Source organism: Bradyrhizobium sp. UBA2491, from assembly GCF_002341725.1.
Lineage (GTDB): Bacteria > Pseudomonadota > Alphaproteobacteria > Rhizobiales > Xanthobacteraceae > Bradyrhizobium.
In genome coordinates, this window is sequence record NZ_DDOP01000077.1 from 1 (window position 1) to 16,888 (window position 16,888).

The following is a 16,888-nucleotide window of genomic DNA, read 5'->3' on the forward strand; positions in this document are numbered from 1 at the left end:
GGCCGGATCGGACCCGCTGCCGAGCGCGGTTTCCAGCTGGGCGGCAGCCTCGGCGACGCCGAAGGCGCCGATCGCGCGTGCCGACCCCTTGAGGGTATGGGCATGGGTCGCCGCCTCCGGCGGCAAGGCGGCCAGCTCACCGAGGATCCGGGCCGACTGGGTCGAGAACATGGCCAGCACCTCCCGTTCCAGGGCCGGGTCGCCCAGCGTCATGCGCTGGAGATGGTCGACGTCGATCGGCCCGCCGCCGGGCGCGAGCGGTGGCGATTGGGTCCATTCAACCCGTTCGAGATGAAGCGGCATGGCCAGTCCCTGTGGTCCCTGTCCGGCCCTTGCCGGCGGGATCGTTGGCCCAGCCAATCACGAAACTGGTTAACGGATTGTTGTCTGGATGATCGGCAAAACCGCCTGATTCTGGACAATTTCCGGACACAATCGACGCGCCAGGGCAGGAATTTTGAGTACCCATAAGGCCTTATGGCGCAAAGCTGTTAACGATGATTAAGAAAGTATTAATCGCAAGCATTTCATTCGCATCACTCTCCCCATAGGATGTTTGCGGATGTAGCGGACAAGCCGCCGAGGGGGGCGCTTGCGCTCCGCTTGTGGGCACCGGCTTCGAGCTTGCGCGGGGACAATCGCAGGCTCGCCGACGCGTAAATAGTGAGAGGGCTTAGACTGAACATGGCGAACACTCCCAAGAAGGTCAAAGATCCCACCGAAGTCGCGCTTTCTGCCATCCAGGAAGCCCTCAACATCAGCGAACAGGGCGCGGAGAATCGCAGCCCCGTCAACGACGGCGCCGCGCCGCCGAGCCTGCCACCGGCCACACCGGATTTTTCGGCCACGTCGTTCGAGCCCCGCGCGAATGCCGATCGAGCGGTGTTCGAGCCGATCGAGGAACCGCGCAACCAGCGCCGCGCCGCCAATGACGATCGCGCCAGCATCGGCCAGATGCTTCAGGAGGTGCAGAGGGGCCGCCCCTCCCTCAACACCTACACCCTGTTCGCGATCTGCTCCGGCGTCTGGCTGCTCGGCTGCGCCATCCTCACCATCGCGTTCTGGCCGTCGCTGCAATCCGCGATGGCGCAGGGCACCGGCGTGCTGGTGCTTGCGGGCCTTGCCGCGCTGTTCATCGCCCCGGTGCTGCTGTTCTTCTTCGTCTCGACCCTGGCCGCCTACGGCCAGAACATGAACAAGATCGCGCAATCGATGGCGCAGGTCGCGATGCGTTTCTCGGAGCCGGAGCATGCCGCCTCCGATTCCATGGTGACGGTCGGCCAGGCGATCCGCCGCGAGGTCGCGGCGATGGGCGACGGCGTCGAACGCGCGATCGCGCGCGCCGGCGAACTCGAGACCCTGGTCGCCAACGAGGTGGCGGCGCTGGAACGCGCCTATTCCGACAACGAAGTGCGCATCCGCGCGCTGCTACAGGACATCGCCCACCAGCGCGACAATCTGGTCGGCCAGGCCGAGCAGGTCCGCAGCGCGATCTCCGGCGTGCAAATCGACCTGCGCCACGACATCGCGCTGATCTCGGACGCGATCGCCTCGCGCGTCGACGAGGTCGCCAAGAGCATCACCGGCGCGCTGGAAGAGCGCGGCCAGCACATCACGACCGCACTGAGCCATGCCGGCGACAACATGATCCTCGCGCTCGGCGAGCGCGGCGGCGACCTGCTCGACCGCCTCGAGGAAGCCAGTGCCGAGACCACCCGCGCGGTGCTCGACGCCTCCGAGCGGCTGACCACCAGCCTCAACTTCAAGACCGGCCACGTCCATGACGAATTCGTCGACCTGGCCGATCGCGTCCACGAGATGCTGAACGAGCGCATCGACCGCATCACCGGCGAGTTCGAGCAGCGCTCGTCGGCGATCGTCGACGGCATCTCGGACCGCACCGCGGACGTACACGACTCCCTGAAGAACTCGGCCGATTCGCTGCTGCTCGAACTCGAGCTGCGCAGCAACGACCTGGTCGGCAAGATCGACGACGCCGGCAACCGCCTCGCCGGCCAGATCATGACCTCCGGCGACAAGGCGAGCGAAGCGCTCGACGTCACCGTCAATTCGCTGGTCGCCAAGGTGGTGGGCCAGACCGAGACCGCGCACGATTCGCTGTCGCTGCAGATGAGCGCGTTCGACGACCTGGTGAAGAACCATGGCAGCGAGCTGGCCGAGAAATTCGCCCGCGACTCCGGCACGCTCGGCGCGCTGATCACCCGCCACATCTCGGAATTCGACCGCACGGTGAAGACCTTCGGCGGCGACATCGTCGACCGCATGGGCCAGCGCACCCAGGACATCGCCGACAGCCTGAAGACCTATGTCGACACCTTCGACAATCGCGTCACCACCAACAGCGGCGAGATCACCGCCTCGCTCGACCAGCGCCTGCTGCAATTCGAGACCACGCTCGGCAGCCGCGTCACCCATCTCGACGCCTCGCTGACCGACAAGCTGTCGTCGTTCGACTCTTCGCTCGCCAGCAAGATCGGCTCGTTCGACGGCCGCCTGCAATCGCTGGATGACGCGATCGACGGCCGCATGAAGACGCTCGAGGTCACCTTCGAGAGCCGCGCCAAGTCGGTCACCGACACCATCGACGGCCATCTCGGCACGCTCGCGACCCAGCTCACCGAAGGCGCCACCCAGGCGATCCATTCGATCGACTCGCGGCTCGGCCTGCTCACCACGACCCTGACCGAGGGCACGGTGCAGGCGATCGCCGCGGTCGACCACCGCATCAACGGCGTCACCGAGACCATCGACGGCCACAGCATCCGCCTGGTCGACACCATCAACGGCCACAGCACCCGCCTCGCCGACACCATCAACGGTCACAACACCCGCCTCGTCGACACCATCACGGGTCACAGCGCGAACCTGACCGACACCATCTCGGCGCGCTTCGCCAGCATCCAGCAGGGCATCGAGAGCCATGTCGGCGTGATCGCAGGCGACATCGACACCCGCGTCGCGCAGTTCGAGGACCTGCTCGGCTCGCGCGTCGAGGCGGTCGCGGGCCGCATCGAGAGCAGCGGCCGTCAGGCCAGCGAGGACCTGATGTCCCGCGCCGAGCTGCTGTCGTCGAGCATCAAGTCCCATGTCGAGGACGCCGAACGCTCGCTGACCAACCTCGTGGTCAACACCAGCGAGACGATCCAGACCGGCGCGCGCACCGCGCAGCAGGCGCTGCTCACCGTGTCCGCCGACGTCGGCAACCAGCTCAAGCAGAGCTCGGCCGAGGTCGAGAGCGTGCTGACCGCGGTCGGCACCAATGCGGCCAATTCGATCCTCACCAGCGCCCGCGACGCCCAGGTGTCGCTGGTCTCGGCCTCCGGCGACGTCGCCTCCCAGATCAAGTCGCTGTCGGAGGATGTCGAGCGCACACTGCAAGCGGCCGGCAGCGCCACCGCGGCCTCCGTCCTGTCGGGCGCCCGCGACGCGCAGACCACGCTGGTCAGCGCCTCCGCCGAGGCCGCCGGCCAGGTCAAGTCGCTGGCTGCCGATGTCGAGCAGTCGCTGTCGATGGCCGGCTCCGCCGCCGCCGAGGCGATCATGACCGGTGCACGCGAGGCACAGACCACGCTGATCTCGACCTCGACCGACGTCACCGGCCAGGTCAAGTCGCTCGCCAGCGATGTCGAGCGCTCGCTCTCGATGGCCGGCTCCGCCACCGCGGAGGCCGTCGTCGCCTCCGCCCGCGAGGCCCAGACCACGCTGGCCGGCGCATCCACCGAGGCGACCAACCTGATCCGCTCGCTCGCGGCCGACATGCAGCACTCGCTCTCGACCGCCGGCACCGCGACCGCGGAATCCATCGTCGCCTCGGCCCGTGAGGCGCAGAGCACGCTGGCCGGCGCGTCGACCGATGCCACCAACCTGGTCCGGACATTGTCGGCCGACATCGAGCGCTCGCTGTCGATGGCCGGCTCCGCCACCGCGGAAGCCGTCGTCGCCTCCGCCCGCGAGGCCCAGAGCACGCTGGCCGGCGCATCCACCGAGGCCACCAGCCTGGTCCGCACGCTGGCGGCCGACATGGAACGCTCGCTCTCGATGGCCGGCTCCGCCACCGCGGAATCGATCACGTCAGGTGCGCGCGAAGCCCAGAGCACGCTGGTCAATGCGTCGACCGAGGCCACGAGCAAGGTGTCGGCGCTCGCCGCCGACATCCAGCGCGCGCTGTCGATGGCCGGTTCCGGCACCGTGGAGTTGCTGACGGCCGGCGCCCGCGAGGCGCAGAACACCCTCGTCACCGCGTCGACGGAGGCTGCCAACCACGTCAAGTCGCTGGCGGTCGATGTCGAGCGCACGTTGACGTCGGTCGGCACCAACACCGCGCAAACGATCGCGGGCAGCGCCCGCGACGCGCAGAACTCGTTCGTGGCAACGTCGAGCGAAGCCGCAAGCCAGATGCGCGCGATCTCGGCCGAGATCGAGCGCTCGCTGACCGCGGCCAGCGCGGAGACGGCGCAGACCATCCTGGGCAGCGCCCGCGAGGCCCAGAGCTCGTTCGCGGCGACCTCTGCCGATGCCGCCGCCCAGATCCGCACGCTGTCGACCGACGTCGAGCGCGCGCTGGGCGCGGTCACGGCCAAGACCACCGACAACATCCAGACCTCGGCGCAGAACGCGCAGGCGGCCCTGATCACGATGTCCAACGAGGTCTCGACCAAGGTCAAGACGACCTCCGCCGACATCGAGCGTTCGGTGCTGTCCGCCTCCAGCGCGTTCGGCTCGGCGATGACCGGCAAGACCGACGAGATCGTCACCTATGTGCAGCAGCAGACCGAGCGCCTGTCGCAGATGGTCGACGGCCGCCGCGGCTCGCTGGTCGAGGCGCTGACCGCCAAGACCACGCAACTTGCGACCGACATGGATCGCGCCACCGCGGATGCGCTGAAGGCGATCGAAACCCGCGGCCTCGCCTTCTCGCAGTCGATGTCGGCGCATGGCAGCGATGTCGCGCGCAACATCACCTCGGCGGGCGACCAGGCAACCGGCGCGGTGGCGAAGTCGCTCAAGGAGCTCGAGCACGCCTCGCGCGCGGCGATCGACCAGTCGCGCCAGGTCTCGATCTCGGCCGTCACCGAGATGCAGGAGACCAGCAAGATCCTGCGTACCGATACGGTCGCGCTGTTCGAGCGGCTGCGCGAAGGCAACATCCTGTTGCAGGAGGTGTTGACCGGCGCCCACGACAACCTCAACTCGCTGGAGCGCGCGCTGGTGACCCGCGTGGCAGACTTCGTGTCCGCCATGAACGACGTCACCTCGCGCAACGGCGTCGCGACCCAGACGCTGGAAGACCAGCTCACGGTGTTCAACAGCAAGACCGGCAAGGCGCTGGAGGACCTCGGCGCGCTGTCGAGCCAGTTCGAGACCCACGGCAAGGCGTTGATCGACGCCGCCGCCGTGGTCGAGCAGGCCAACCGCTCGACGACGACCTCCGTCAACGAGCGCAAGTCGGAGCTGGAATCGCTGGTCACCACCATCGACCTGCGCACCACCGATCTCGACCAGCGGCTGTCGCGCTTCACCGGCTTGCTCGATGAATCGCTGGCCGCGGCCGAGGAGCGCGCCCGCGACATCGCCCGCGTCGTGGCGGAGACCGCAGGCGCCGGTTCGGCTGCGATCAGCAGGCAGTTCGAGGCGGTGCGCCAGGCGGCCGAGAACGAGCGTCAGCAGACCGTCGATGCGATGAACGACCTCTACCAGCAGAGCAACGCCGAGACCGATGCGATGTTCAAGGAATCGACGGAGAAGTTCTCCGCGATGGTCACGGCGATGAAGCAGATGGCGAGCGAGATGCACAGCGAGCTCGAGGCCACCCGCAACGAGCTGCGCCGCGGTGTGCTCGAGATGCCGCAGGAGGCCGCCGAGAACACCGCGCAGATGCGCAAGGTGATCGTCGACCAGATCGAGGCGCTGGCCGAGTTGAATCGCATCGTCGCCCATCACGGCCGCGGGCTCGACGTGGTCTCGACCAACCGCGCCAGCGTCCGCCACGAGGAGCCGCTGATGGCTGCCGCCGGCGGCCGTGGCGACGTGCGGATGCGGGACGACGTGCGCGCGCGCGACAATGGCAACAGCGCCGCGACGCTGCCGCCCCCGGATCTGGGCATGCAAAACCTCGGCATGCCGGCCTCGCGTCGCACCGAAGCTCCGTCGGTCAGCCCGGCGAGCTCCGACAATGGCCAGGACGGCTGGCTGTCCGACCTGCTCAACCGCAGCGACGCGGCGCCGCCTGCCCCGCCGAGCCGCGACACGCAGCGCCCGCGTCAGCCGCCGCAGCAGGCCGTCAATCCGCTGGAGTCGCTGTCGCTCGACATCGGCCGGCTGATGGACCGCACGCTCGCGGCCGAGATGTGGGATCGCTACCAGCGCGGCGAGAACAAGGCGTTCAGCAAGCGGCTCTACACGCCCGCCGGCCAGAAGGCCTTCGACGAGGTGGCCCGCAAGTACCGCGCCGATCGCGGCTTCAAGCAGACGGTCGACCGTTACATCGCGGAGTTCGAGCGCCTGCTCGACGAAGTCGCCCGCGACGGCCGCGGCCAGCAGGAGCTCGCTGGCCACCTGACCTCGGAGACCGGGCTGGTCTACACCCTGCTCGCGCATGCCGCGGGACGGCTGGGGTAAGTTGATCGGCGAATAGTGAGTAGCGAATAGCGAAGGAAAAGCGGAGGCCGAAAGGCCTCCGTTGTTTTGCGCCACGGTTGAACAGGCGGACAGCGCGTCACCGATAACGTGATGCCCTAACCGCCGTCGTCACCGTCAGGAAACGACAGATGGTCTCACCTCAGGGCGTCAATCCGGCTACCCAGGCAGCAGTCGGCAGCGTCGTCCCGGCGAACACCCCAATCGAGAAGGCTTTTCGACGCGGCGTTCCCCAGGGAAACCACCGCATTCCGCCCATCAAATACATTGCGACCCAACAGGCTGCGAACAAAGTCCAATCGCGCCACGCGATGCCTAACAGCACGGCAGCGGGAACCGCGCCGACAGCGAATATCAGCGCGTACAGCATTGATTGCTGAAGCGAGTCTGGTTTGTCATTCGACACGACAACCTGTTCCGGTTCGGACTACTTTATGCGATCGGCTGCTTCGCTCCGCTCACGATGACGGGGCCAACAGGCGAGGAGCCATTCGCCATTTGCCACTCACCCTTCGCCTGTCACTACTGCCTTCGCCGCGGCCCTGGCGCCGCGGGAGCCGGCGCGGGCTCGGGTGCGGCGTTGTTGCTGCCGCCGAAGATCACCCGACTAGGGTTGCGGTCGAAATTGTTCACGGCACGGCTGATATCGGCGAGCGTGCGGCGGCCGTCGTTGATCAGGAGATTGGTCCGCTTGTCGACATTGTCGGCGAGCTCGCGGATCGACTTCACCATCTGGTTCAGCTCGCTGCCATTGTTGCCGCCGGCGATCGCATTGAGGCCGAGCATCAGATTGTCGGCCTTGGCCATCACGCCGTCGACCTTGACCATGACGTTGTCGATCTTCTCGGAATTGCGTGCCAGCGCCTGGGTGAAGACCTCGAGGTTCTTCAGCGAATTCTTCACCGACTGCTGATTGTCGGCGACGATGCGGTTGACGTTTTGCAGGGTGGCGCGGATCGCCTCGGTGACGTCCTGCAGCGCATTGGGATCGGCGGTCAGGACCGGGATGCCGTCCTCATCGAGCGGCACCGGCGGGGCGGCCTCCTCGCCGCCTTTCAGCGAGATCGCGGCGACGCCGGTGAGGCCCTGGAATTCGAGGCCGACCAGGGTGTCCTTGCGGAGCGGCGCGCTGTTCTCGATCATCGCCAGCGCGACCACGCGGCGCGGGTTGTCGAGCTTGACCGAGACGACCTCCCCTATTCTGATACCATTGAAATTGACGTTGCCGCCGTTGCGCAGGCCTGACGCCGGCCCCTCGAAGATGACCCGCAACGGGCTGCGCTGCTTGGTGGTGTGCAGGCTCTGGAACCACAGCACGAAGCCGAACGCCGCGGCGATGACCGCCAACGTGAAGGCTCCGATCAAGACGTAGTTCGCCCGCGTTTCCATCAAATACTCGCGTTAATACCTTTGAGCTCCCGCGCAGCCGGCCTGCGCGCGAACCCGTCGAATTCTCCGTTGCCGCATGATCTCGTCAAAACCGCTGGTCTCGTCTCGGGATCATGGCTAGGCCACAACGGCACGGGCGCGCTTGCCGTTGAAATATTGCTGCAACCACGGATGCTGCGATGCCCTCATGTCGGCGATCGATCCTGCAGCAATGATCTTACCGTTCCCTAAAACGGCGATACGGTCGCACGCGGTGTAAAGGCTGTCGAGATCGTGGGTTACCATGAAAACGGTCAGCCCCAAAGTGCGCTGGAGTGTGCGCACCAGCTCGTCGAAATCGCCGGCGCCGATCGGATCGAGGCCCGACGTCGGCTCGTCAAGGAACACGAGTTCAGGGTCAAGCGCGAGCGCGCGCGCCAGCGCGACGCGCTTGATCATGCCGCCCGACAGTTCCGACGGATAGCGATCGGCGACCTCGGGCTTCAGCCCGACCATCACGAGCTTCGCCACCATGATCTCGTCGAGCAGCCGCTGCGAGACCCGCAGATATTCGCGCGCCGGGAACTGGATGTTCTGGCGCACCGTGAGCGAGGAGAACAGCGCGCCCTGCTGGAACAGGATGCCCCAGCGCCGCTCGACCGCGCGGCGCTGCGCCGAGTTGGCGGCATCGAGGTCGACGCCGAACACTTCGATGCGGCCGGAAACCTTCGGCACCAGGCCGATGATGGTGCGCGTCAGCACCGACTTGCCGGCGCCCGACGGCCCGACGAAGCCGAGGATCTCGCCGCGCTTGACGTCGAGGTTGAGGCCGTCGAGCACCCGGGTCTCGCCGAACTGCACGGTGATGTCGCGGACCCGGATGATGGCGTCGTTGTCCTCGTCCGCCATGATCACATCCCGATCGAGGCGAAGAAGATCGCGAACACGCCGTCCATCACGATCACGAAGAAGATTCCCTTCACCACCGACGCGGTGGTGTGCTGTCCGAGCGACTCCGCCGAGCCCTGCACCGCCAGCCCCTCGACGCAGGCGACGATGCCGATCACCGCCGCCATGACCGGCGCCTTGACCATGCCGACGATGAAATGGTCGATCGATATGGCATCACGAAGGCGGAGCAGGAAGGCTTCCGGATCGACGCCGCCATAGAGCCAGGCCACCAGGCCGCCGCCGTAGAGCGCGGCCATCGCACCGAGGAAGGCCAGGATCGGCAGCGCCAGCACCAGCGCCAGCATGCGCGGCAGGATCAGGACCTCGATCGGATCGAAGCCCATGGTGCGCAGCGCGTCGATCTCCTCGCGCATCTTCATCGAGCCGAGCTCGGCGGTGTAGGCCGAGCCGGAGCGGCCCGCGACCATGATCGCGACCAGCAGCACGCCGATCTCGCGCAGCACCAGCACGCCCAGCATGTCGACGACGAAGATGTCGGCGCCGAACCTGCGGAAATGGAAGATGCCCTGCTGCGAGATGATGCAGCCGATCAGGAAGGTGATCAGCACCACGATCGGCACCGCGCGCAGGCAGACCTGTTCGAGGTGATGCACCGTCGAGGTGAAGCGGAAGCTGCGCGGATGGATCAGCACCCAGGCGGCCGCGGCCAGCACCGCGCCGAGCATATCGACCAGGCCGACGATGGTGCCGCTGATCCCGGCCACGGTGCGCCCGATCTGCTCGAGCATGCCCACGATCAGCAGCGGTTCACCCGCGGCCTTGGGCGCGGGATCGACGCGACGGACCTCGTCGACCAGGCTGGAATAATTCGCCGAGAGGCCCGCAATCTCGGCTTCGGCACCGGTGTCGCTGAGGCTGCGGCGCAGCCGTTCGATCAGCCAGGCGCCGAAAGTGTCGAGGCTTGCGACCTGCGACACGTCGATAAAAATATGCGGGCGGCTGCCGCGCAGCTTCTCGGCATCGGAGACGATCCGCTCAAGCGCCGGCGCGAAGCGGGCCGTCCAGTTGCCCGCCGCGCACAACGCCAGTCCTTCGCCTTGGGCTATCCGCTCCAGTGTCGGGTCGCCGCTCACCTTTTGCCTACCCCTCAAGCCGGCTGGCCGCCGCTTATGCAGATCTCCGGCGGCTTGCCGGATCGGCTTGTCGAATCTGTCACTAACCAGCCATAGTTGGTTGCGCGTCGCAAGCTACGGTTCAGGAAATAGTAGACTTTAAAATGACTTCCACCCCACGCGGAACTGTTTCCTTGACGGTGAGGATCGAGCGCTGGCCGATCGCGGGCTCGTTCACGATCAGCCGTGGCGCCAAGACCGAAGCCGTCGTCGTGGTGGCGGAGGTCGGCCAGGGCGGCCTGATTGGCCGCGGCGAATGCGTGCCCTATCCGCGCTATGGCGAAACGCCGGAGGCGACCCTGGAGGCGATCCAGGCCATGCAGGAACCGCTTGCCGGCGGTATGGACCGCATCGCCCTGCAAGGGCGGATGCCCGCCGGGGCCGCCCGCAATGCGCTGGACTGCGCGCTGGCGGACCTCGAGGCGAAGCGCGCCGGTCGGCGGATATGGAACCTGCTCGGCCGGTCTGCGCCAGAACCCCGCACCACCGCCTACACGATCTCGCTCGGGACATCAGAGGCGATGGCGGAAGCCGCCGCGAAGGCCGCGCACCGCGCGCTGCTCAAGATCAAGCTCGGCGGCGATGGCGACGGCGCGCGGATCGCCGCCGTGCGCAAGGCGGCGCCGGGTTCCGAGTTGATCGTCGATGCCAACGAGGCCTGGACCGAGGACAACCTTGCCGCCAACCTCAAAGCCTGCGCCGATGCCGGCGTCACTTTGATCGAGCAGCCGCTGCCCGCGGGCAAGGACGAAGCGCTGGCGCGGATCAAGCGGCCGGTCGCGGTGTGCGCCGACGAGAGCGTGCATGATCGCGCCTCGCTTGCCGGACTGCGCGGTCGCTATGACGCCGTCAACATCAAGCTCGACAAGACCGGCGGGCTGACCGAGGCGCTGGCGATGGCGGATGCCGCAAACGCGCTCGGCTTCGAGATCATGATCGGCTGCATGGTCGCGACCTCGCTGTCGATGGCGCCGGCGATGCTGATCGCGCAGGCCGCCCGCTTCATCGATCTCGACGGCCCGCTGCTGCTGGCGAAGGACCGCGACGACGGCCTGCGCTATGACGGCAGCCAGGTCTATCCGCCGGACGCGGCGCTGTGGGGATGATGATGGGTTAGGCGTCCACGCGCCAGCCATGCCACCAGCCCGCCGGTCGCCGCCGTCGCCGCCATCATGTCGTAGACGCCGAGCCCGAAGCGCGCATAGACCATGCCGCTGACGATCGCCGTGGTGCTGGCGACGATGCCGCCGCAGGCGGTGAGATAGCCCTGCGCGCGCGCCATCACATGCCCCGGCACGTGCTGCACCATCAACCCCATGATGCCGACCTGGGTCAGGCCGAAGCTCAAGCCGTGTCCGAGCTGGACCACGGCGAGCACCGCGAGCGGCGGGTCCTGCGCGGTGATCGCCCAGCGCGCCGCGGCGCTGGCCGCTGCGATCATCACCAGCACCGCCGACGGCAGCGTGAAGCGCGGCGACAATGCGAACAGCACGATCTCGGCGATCACGCCGATCACCCAGAGGCATGCGATGGTCAGGCCGTTGAAACCGGCCTGCTGCCAGGCAATCGAGGCGAAGATGTAATAGGCGCCGTGGCTGCCCTGGATCAGCGACGAGGCCACGATGATGGCGAGAAAGGTCGGATTGCGCAGCAGTCTTGGCGCGCCGGCCTTCGGCGCGGCCGCCGCCGCCGGACGGCCGAGCGGCCGCAAGGTCAGCCCGACCAGCGCGCCGAGCAGCGTCATGGCCGTGATGATCCAGATCAAATCGACCTCCGCGACGTAGCGGAGCAGGAAACCACTGACCAGCGCGCAGACCGCGAAGGCCGCCGACCCCCACAGCCGCAGCGGCCCGTAGCTGAGGCCGAATTGCCGGACGCCGCGCAGCGCATAGGCGTCGGTGAGCGGCACCATCGGCGTCCAGACGCAGCAGGTCAGCGCGTAGACCGCGAGCAGCACGAAAGGCTGATGCTGGGTGCCGATCACGACGAAGCCCAGCGCCGTGGCGAAGCCGGTGGCGATGATCGCGCCGCGCAGCATCTGGCGCCGTTCCGCCGCCGCGGTGATCAGCGGCAGCACGGTGAAGCGCGTCACCGGCGGCACGGCGGTGATGATGCCGATCCAGGTGGCATCGATCCCGATCGCCTTCAGCCACACCGTGAAGAACGGCAGATGCACCCCGGTCATGCCGAACAGCGTGGCGTAGAATGCCGCGAGCCTTCGCGCGAATCGCCGCGATGCAACCCTGGCTGCAATGGGGATTTGTGATTCGGAAGACATCAATTCAATTGCGATTCGCGCGATATCGTGGTGATCGTTAGCGTAACGCGCAGTGATTTGCGCGAAGAGATTGTGATGGCCGAAGAAGCATTCGCCCTGTCTCCGATATCCGCCCGCGCGGCCCTGCCGAGCGAGGAGGACTATGCCGCGATCAGCGCGGCCTTCATGGAGACCTCGCGGGGCCGCTGGTTCCTCGGCGAATACGCCAAGCGCAACCGCAATGCCGACACCCGCATGGTGCTCGACGCCGTGGCGCGGATCGAGGAGAGCCTCAGCGCCCAGCGGCAGGCCGCCGCGGACGCGATCAGGGACGAGCAGTTGGCGCAGGCGCTGGGCGCCTTGCGCGGCGCGATCGAGGCCAGCCAGGCGTCCGCGATCGCCGCGCTCGACGGCATCAGCTTCGAGCCGAACCTCGCGCCGGTGCGCAAGGGCGTGCGGGTGATCCGGGAGATCTCCTGGCGGCTGCGCGAGATCGGCAATGACGGGCGGATCTGCGACATCATCGATTCGCAGGCCAGCGCGATCGAGTCCGGTGCTGCGCAGGTTTCGATGGACGACGCCAAGGCCGTGCTGGATGCCGCCTTCGCGGCGCTGGCCCGCCGGCTCAGCGAGTTCGATCCGGACAAGGCGGTCACGCCTGCGGCCAAGCCTGAAGTGGCCGAGGGCCCGGTTGCGGAACCGGCCGCGCCCTCTGCACCGCCGCCAGCAGCCGAAAGCGCCGCCGCGGCCGATAACGTTGCTCCAGAAGCCGCCATGGCCGCTGCGTCGCCAGCGCTGCCCCAGGAGACCATTGCAGCGCCGAACGCCGAGGCCGCGATGCCTGCCGCAACGCCGAGCCCTGAGGCGGCTACGGCCGTGATGCCGCAACCGAGCGAGGCCTGGCTCAAAGCCGAAGCCGCACTGGCCGAAGCCGAAGCTGCGGAGCTCGCCCGCGTCACCGACGATGCCGCCGCCGACGCGCAAGACGAAGCGGTGCTCGACCTGATCGCGATGGAAATGGGCGCGCCCGATCCGATCGACGAAGAGGCGATCGCCGAGGAAATGCGCGCCGCCGAGGAGATGCGTGTCGCCGAGGCGATGGCGGCCGAGCCCGACATGGTCGCGCCCGCGACGGAGCCCGAACCCGCGCCTGAGCCGATGCTGGCGGCCGAGCCGAAGCTCGAGGTCGAATCGTCGGCAGTCGCCGTGACGCCGATTGCCTCGGCTCCAGCGGCCGTGCCGCCGCCTCTCCCGGCGAGCGTTGAAATTGCCCCGGCGCCCGCGGCAGAGGTTTCCCTCGGCGCGACCATCATTGCGAGCGGCCTGCTGAAGAAGCCGAGCGTAGCAGCCAACGATCCGCTGGCGCCGATCCGCCGCATGAGCCAGGCCGAGAAACTCGCGTTCTTCTCTTGATCGAGTTCGCGCCTGGCCGCGCAACGAAACAGGGGCAGAGCGGCACCGCCCTGCCCCCGCTTGATCTCAAATCGTAGCCGTCAGGCGACGAGCTTCGCGAACAAATCCGCGTCGACATTGCCGCCCGAGAGCACGATGACGACGTTCTTGCCTCGGGCGTCGATCCGCCCGGCCAGCAGCGCGGCAAGGCCGATGGCGCCACCGGGTTCGACCACGAGTTTCAGCTCGCGATAGGCAAAGGCAACCGCCGCACCAACCTCTTCGTCGGTCGCGCTGACGCCGTTGGCGAGCAGCTTGCTGTTGATCGCAAAGGTCAGTTCGCCCGGCATCATCGCCATCAGCGCGTCGCAGATGGTGCGCGCCGCAACCGGATGCGCCTCGCGATGCCCGACCTTGAGCGACAGCGCGTGATCGTCATAGCCCGCGGGCTCGGCGACGATGACCTGGGCCTGTGGATATTTTGCTTTCACCGCGGTGGCGACACCGGCGATCAGGCCACCGCCCGACGCCGGCGCGACGACGATATCGGGGGTCAGCCCGAGCGCCGCCATGTCCTCGGCGATCTCGCGGCCGGCGGTGCCCTGGCCCGCGATCACCAGGGGATCGTCATAGGGAGGCACCAACGTCGCGCCGCGCTTGCTGGCGATGCCGCTGGCGATCGCCGCGCGGTCGTCGCGATCGCGATCGTAGAGCACGACTTCGGCGCCATACGACTTGGTCCGCTCGCGCTTGGTGAGCGGCGAGTCCGCCGGCATCACGATGGTCGCCTGCATGTTGAGGATCTTGGCCGCCGCGGCGACACCCTGGGCATGGTTGCCCGAGGAGAACGCGACGACACCTCCGCTCCGCTTGTCCTGCGGGATCGAGGCAAGCTTGTTGAACGCACCGCGAAACTTGAACGATCCGGTCCGCTGCAACATCTCGGGCTTGAGGAAAACTTGGCTGCCAACACGTTCGTTGAGAACGGGGAAGGTCAGGAGCGGCGTGCGCACCGCGAACGGCGCGACCACCCTTGCGGCGGCATCGATGTCCGCGGCAGCGACGGGTGGATTTGAAACGGTGTCCGTCATCCGCGATTTGTATCGCGACGGAGCGCGGCCCGGCAAGACGCTTTAACGTGAGATTGTTTAGCGCGAGGTCGGCTGGCTCGCCGGCAGGCCTGCGAAATGGTGCTCCTCGGCACCGAATTCGAACACCTCCCCCTCGCCGTCCGGCGCCGCGGGGCGGACGTTCAGGCAGCGCTCGATGAACACCCGGGCCGACGCCTGCCAGGTGTGGAGCGCGGCGAAATCGACGCAGGCCTGCCGCGGAATGCTGAGTGCCTCGAGGCAGGCGTGATGCAGATCCTCGTCGAGCACACCGACCGGTGCCGCGCCAATCACGTCGCGGGGGCCGGTGACCGGAAAAGCGGCAACCGGCAGACCGCTCGCCAAGGCCTCGAGCAACACCAGACCGAATGTATCGGTGCGGCTGGGGAAAACGAACACATCGGCCGCCGCATAGATCTCAGCCAATTCTTCTCCATGGCGCGCGCCGAGGAAGACGGCTTCCGGATATTTCCGCTCCAGCGCAGCCCGCGCCGGGCCATCCCCGACCACAACCTTGGTGCCGGGCAAATCGAGATCGAGGAATGCCTCGAGGTTTTTCTCCACCGCGACCCGGCCGACGCTCAGATAGACCGGCTGCGGCAGGCAGAGATCGACATCACGCGGATGGAACAGCGCGGTGTCGACGCCGCGCGACCACAGCACCACGTTGCGGAAGCCACGCTGGCGCAGTTCGGCCGCCAGCGCCGGCGTCGCCGCCATCACGGCCCGGCTCGGCTTGTGGAACCAGCGCAACGCACGCCACACCCAGGCTTCCGGAACCGGCGTCCGTGCCGACACATACTCCGGGAAACGGGTGTGGAAGCTCGTCGTGAACGGCAGGCCGTGCTTGCGGCAATAGCGGCGGACCGAAAGCCCGATCGGGCCTTCGGTCGCGATATGGATGCTGTCGGGCTTGGCCGCCTTGATCAGGCTGGCGACCTTGGCCTGATACGGCAATGCCAGCCGGAGATCGCGGTAGCTCGGCATCGCGAAGGTGCGGAACTCGTCCGGCGTCAGGAAACTCACCTCGACGCCGAGCGATTTCGCCGCCTGTGCCATCATGGTCAGCGTGCGGACAACCCCGTTGACCTGGGGATGCCACGCATCGGTCGCGACCAGGATATGCGTCATGCAGCGCGTGCCGTCACTCGCGGAACTGGCGCGATCCGGCGCACCGGGTCGGTCCAGGTGATGATTTCGAAATGGCCGTCCTCGTGCTCGGCGAGCGCGGTGCAGCTCTCAACCCAGTCGCCGCAATTCATGTAGCGGATGCCGTGCTCGTCATGAATGGTCGCGTAGTGGATGTGGCCGCAGATCACGCCGTCGCAGCCGTGACGACGCGCTTCGCCGGCAAGCGTGGCCTCGAACGCGCCGATATAGTTGACCGCCTTCTTGACCTTCAGCTTCGCCCATTGCGACAGCGACCAGTAGGGCACGCCGAACATCTTGCGGAAGAAGTTGACGAAGCGATTCATCTGGATCGCGAAGTCGTAGGCCTTGTCGCCGAGATGGGCGAGCCAGCGCGCGTTCTGCACCACGAGGTCGAAGATGTCGCCGTGGATCACGAGGTAGCGCTTGCCGTCGGCGCCGGTATGGATGGTGTTCTCCACCACATCGATGCCGCCGAAATGCGTGCCGTAATATCTGCGCAGGAACTCGTCGTGGTTGCCCGGAACGTAGATCACCTTGGCGCCCTTGCGCGCCTTGCGCAGCATCTTTTGCACGAAGTCGTTGTGAGTCTGCGGCCAGTACCAGTTCGACTTCAGCGCCCAACCGTCGACGATATCACCAACGAGGTAGATCGTGTCGGCGTCGTGAGAGCGGAGGAAGTCCAGCAGGCGGTCGGCTTGCGAACCGCGGGCTCCGAGATGGACATCGGAGATAAACAAAGTGCGAAAGCGCCGCTCGGGGCTTTCTTCACTCAAGGAGTCACTTCCCATGCCTGTGCACCTAACAGATTCCTGTGACAGGGCGATGACGATCCCCGCGACCTGAGGTCCCACAAAGAGTTAACGAGAATC

The 16,888-nt window shown here is 67.1% G+C and carries 11 protein-coding genes; 3 read left to right on the top strand and 8 right to left on the bottom strand.

Annotated elements, in window-relative coordinates:
* Window positions 1-303 (bottom strand): Hpt domain-containing protein (locus B2W55_RS25060; RefSeq protein WP_291532303.1); only part of this gene is annotated, 303 nt, incomplete at its 3' end.
* A gap of 381 nt (window positions 304-684) precedes the next feature.
* Here B2W55_RS25060 and B2W55_RS25065 point away from each other — a divergent pair.
* Window positions 685-6,639: a negative regulator of septation ring formation gene (locus B2W55_RS25065; RefSeq protein ID WP_024585037.1), complete on the top strand. Its 5,955-nt coding sequence runs from the start codon at window positions 685-687 to the stop codon at window positions 6,637-6,639.
* A gap of 540 nt (window positions 6,640-7,179) precedes the next feature.
* Here B2W55_RS25065 and B2W55_RS25070 read toward each other — a convergent pair.
* From B2W55_RS25070 to B2W55_RS25080, 3 genes are all read right to left on the bottom strand, one after another.
* The gene (locus B2W55_RS25070; RefSeq protein ID WP_024585038.1) at window positions 7,180-8,046 is read right to left on the bottom strand and encodes an MlaD family protein; all 867 of its coding nucleotides are present in this window, start codon (window positions 8,044-8,046) and stop codon (window positions 7,180-7,182) included.
* A gap of 117 nt (window positions 8,047-8,163) precedes the next feature.
* Complete coding sequence (locus B2W55_RS25075) at window positions 8,164-8,934, bottom strand: ABC transporter ATP-binding protein (RefSeq protein ID WP_024585039.1); 771 nt, start codon at window positions 8,932-8,934, stop codon at window positions 8,164-8,166.
* A 2-nt stretch (window positions 8,935-8,936) separates the two neighbouring features.
* Complete coding sequence (locus B2W55_RS25080; RefSeq protein WP_024585040.1) at window positions 8,937-10,070, bottom strand: MlaE family ABC transporter permease; 1,134 nt, start codon at window positions 10,068-10,070, stop codon at window positions 8,937-8,939.
* A gap of 143 nt (window positions 10,071-10,213) precedes the next feature.
* On the opposite strand from B2W55_RS25080, the gene dgcA reads away from it, so the two are divergent.
* Window positions 10,214-11,215 (top strand): N-acetyl-D-Glu racemase DgcA, encoded by a 1,002-nt coding sequence (dgcA, locus tag B2W55_RS25085; protein WP_024585041.1) that lies wholly within the window; start codon window positions 10,214-10,216, stop codon window positions 11,213-11,215.
* Here dgcA and B2W55_RS25090 read toward each other — a convergent pair.
* Window positions 11,185-12,387, bottom strand: a complete 1,203-nt coding sequence (locus tag B2W55_RS25090; RefSeq protein ID WP_024585042.1) for an MFS transporter — start codon at window positions 12,385-12,387, stop codon at window positions 11,185-11,187. The genes dgcA and B2W55_RS25090 overlap by 31 nt on opposite strands.
* A gap of 75 nt (window positions 12,388-12,462) precedes the next feature.
* On the opposite strand from B2W55_RS25090, the gene B2W55_RS25095 reads away from it, so the two are divergent.
* On the top strand, window positions 12,463-13,779 hold the full coding sequence (locus B2W55_RS25095; RefSeq protein WP_024585043.1) for a hypothetical protein: 1,317 nt from the start codon (window positions 12,463-12,465) through the stop codon (window positions 13,777-13,779).
* 80 nt (window positions 13,780-13,859) lie between these two features.
* On the opposite strand, the gene B2W55_RS25100 is transcribed toward B2W55_RS25095, so the two are convergent.
* Genes B2W55_RS25100 through B2W55_RS25110 form a run of 3 tightly spaced genes read right to left on the bottom strand, consistent with a single transcriptional unit; the run spans window position 13,860 to window position 16,807 of the window.
* On the bottom strand, window positions 13,860-14,849 hold the full coding sequence (locus B2W55_RS25100; protein ID WP_024585044.1) for a threonine/serine dehydratase: 990 nt from the start codon (window positions 14,847-14,849) through the stop codon (window positions 13,860-13,862).
* 57 nt (window positions 14,850-14,906) lie between these two features.
* Complete coding sequence (locus tag B2W55_RS25105) at window positions 14,907-15,998, bottom strand: glycosyltransferase family 4 protein (RefSeq protein WP_024585045.1); 1,092 nt, start codon at window positions 15,996-15,998, stop codon at window positions 14,907-14,909.
* Window positions 15,995-16,807: a UDP-2,3-diacylglucosamine diphosphatase gene (locus B2W55_RS25110; protein WP_024585046.1), complete on the bottom strand. Its 813-nt coding sequence runs from the start codon at window positions 16,805-16,807 to the stop codon at window positions 15,995-15,997. Before B2W55_RS25110 ends, B2W55_RS25105 begins: the two co-directional genes overlap by 4 nt.
* Window positions 16,808-16,888: the final 81 nt, after the last annotated feature.

Bases quoted from the DNA above. Each gene is read 5' to 3' on its own strand.
- B2W55_RS25065 (WP_024585037.1), top strand. From the start codon at position 685: ATGGCGAACACTCCCAAGAAGGTCAAAGATCCCACCGAAGTCGCGCTT.
- B2W55_RS25070 (WP_024585038.1), bottom strand. From the start codon at position 8,046: ATGGAAACGCGGGCGAACTACGTCTTGATCGGAGCCTTCACGTTGGCG.
- B2W55_RS25075 (WP_024585039.1), bottom strand. From the start codon at position 8,934: ATGGCGGACGAGGACAACGACGCCATCATCCGGGTCCGCGACATCACC.
- dgcA (WP_024585041.1), top strand. From the start codon at position 10,214: ATGACTTCCACCCCACGCGGAACTGTTTCCTTGACGGTGAGGATCGAG.
- B2W55_RS25090 (WP_024585042.1), bottom strand. From the start codon at position 12,387: ATGTCTTCCGAATCACAAATCCCCATTGCAGCCAGGGTTGCATCGCGG.
- B2W55_RS25095 (WP_024585043.1), top strand. From the start codon at position 12,463: ATGGCCGAAGAAGCATTCGCCCTGTCTCCGATATCCGCCCGCGCGGCC.
- B2W55_RS25100 (WP_024585044.1), bottom strand. From the start codon at position 14,849: ATGACGGACACCGTTTCAAATCCACCCGTCGCTGCCGCGGACATCGAT.
- B2W55_RS25105 (WP_024585045.1), bottom strand. From the start codon at position 15,998: ATGACGCATATCCTGGTCGCGACCGATGCGTGGCATCCCCAGGTCAAC.
- B2W55_RS25110 (WP_024585046.1), bottom strand. From the start codon at position 16,807: ATGGGAAGTGACTCCTTGAGTGAAGAAAGCCCCGAGCGGCGCTTTCGC.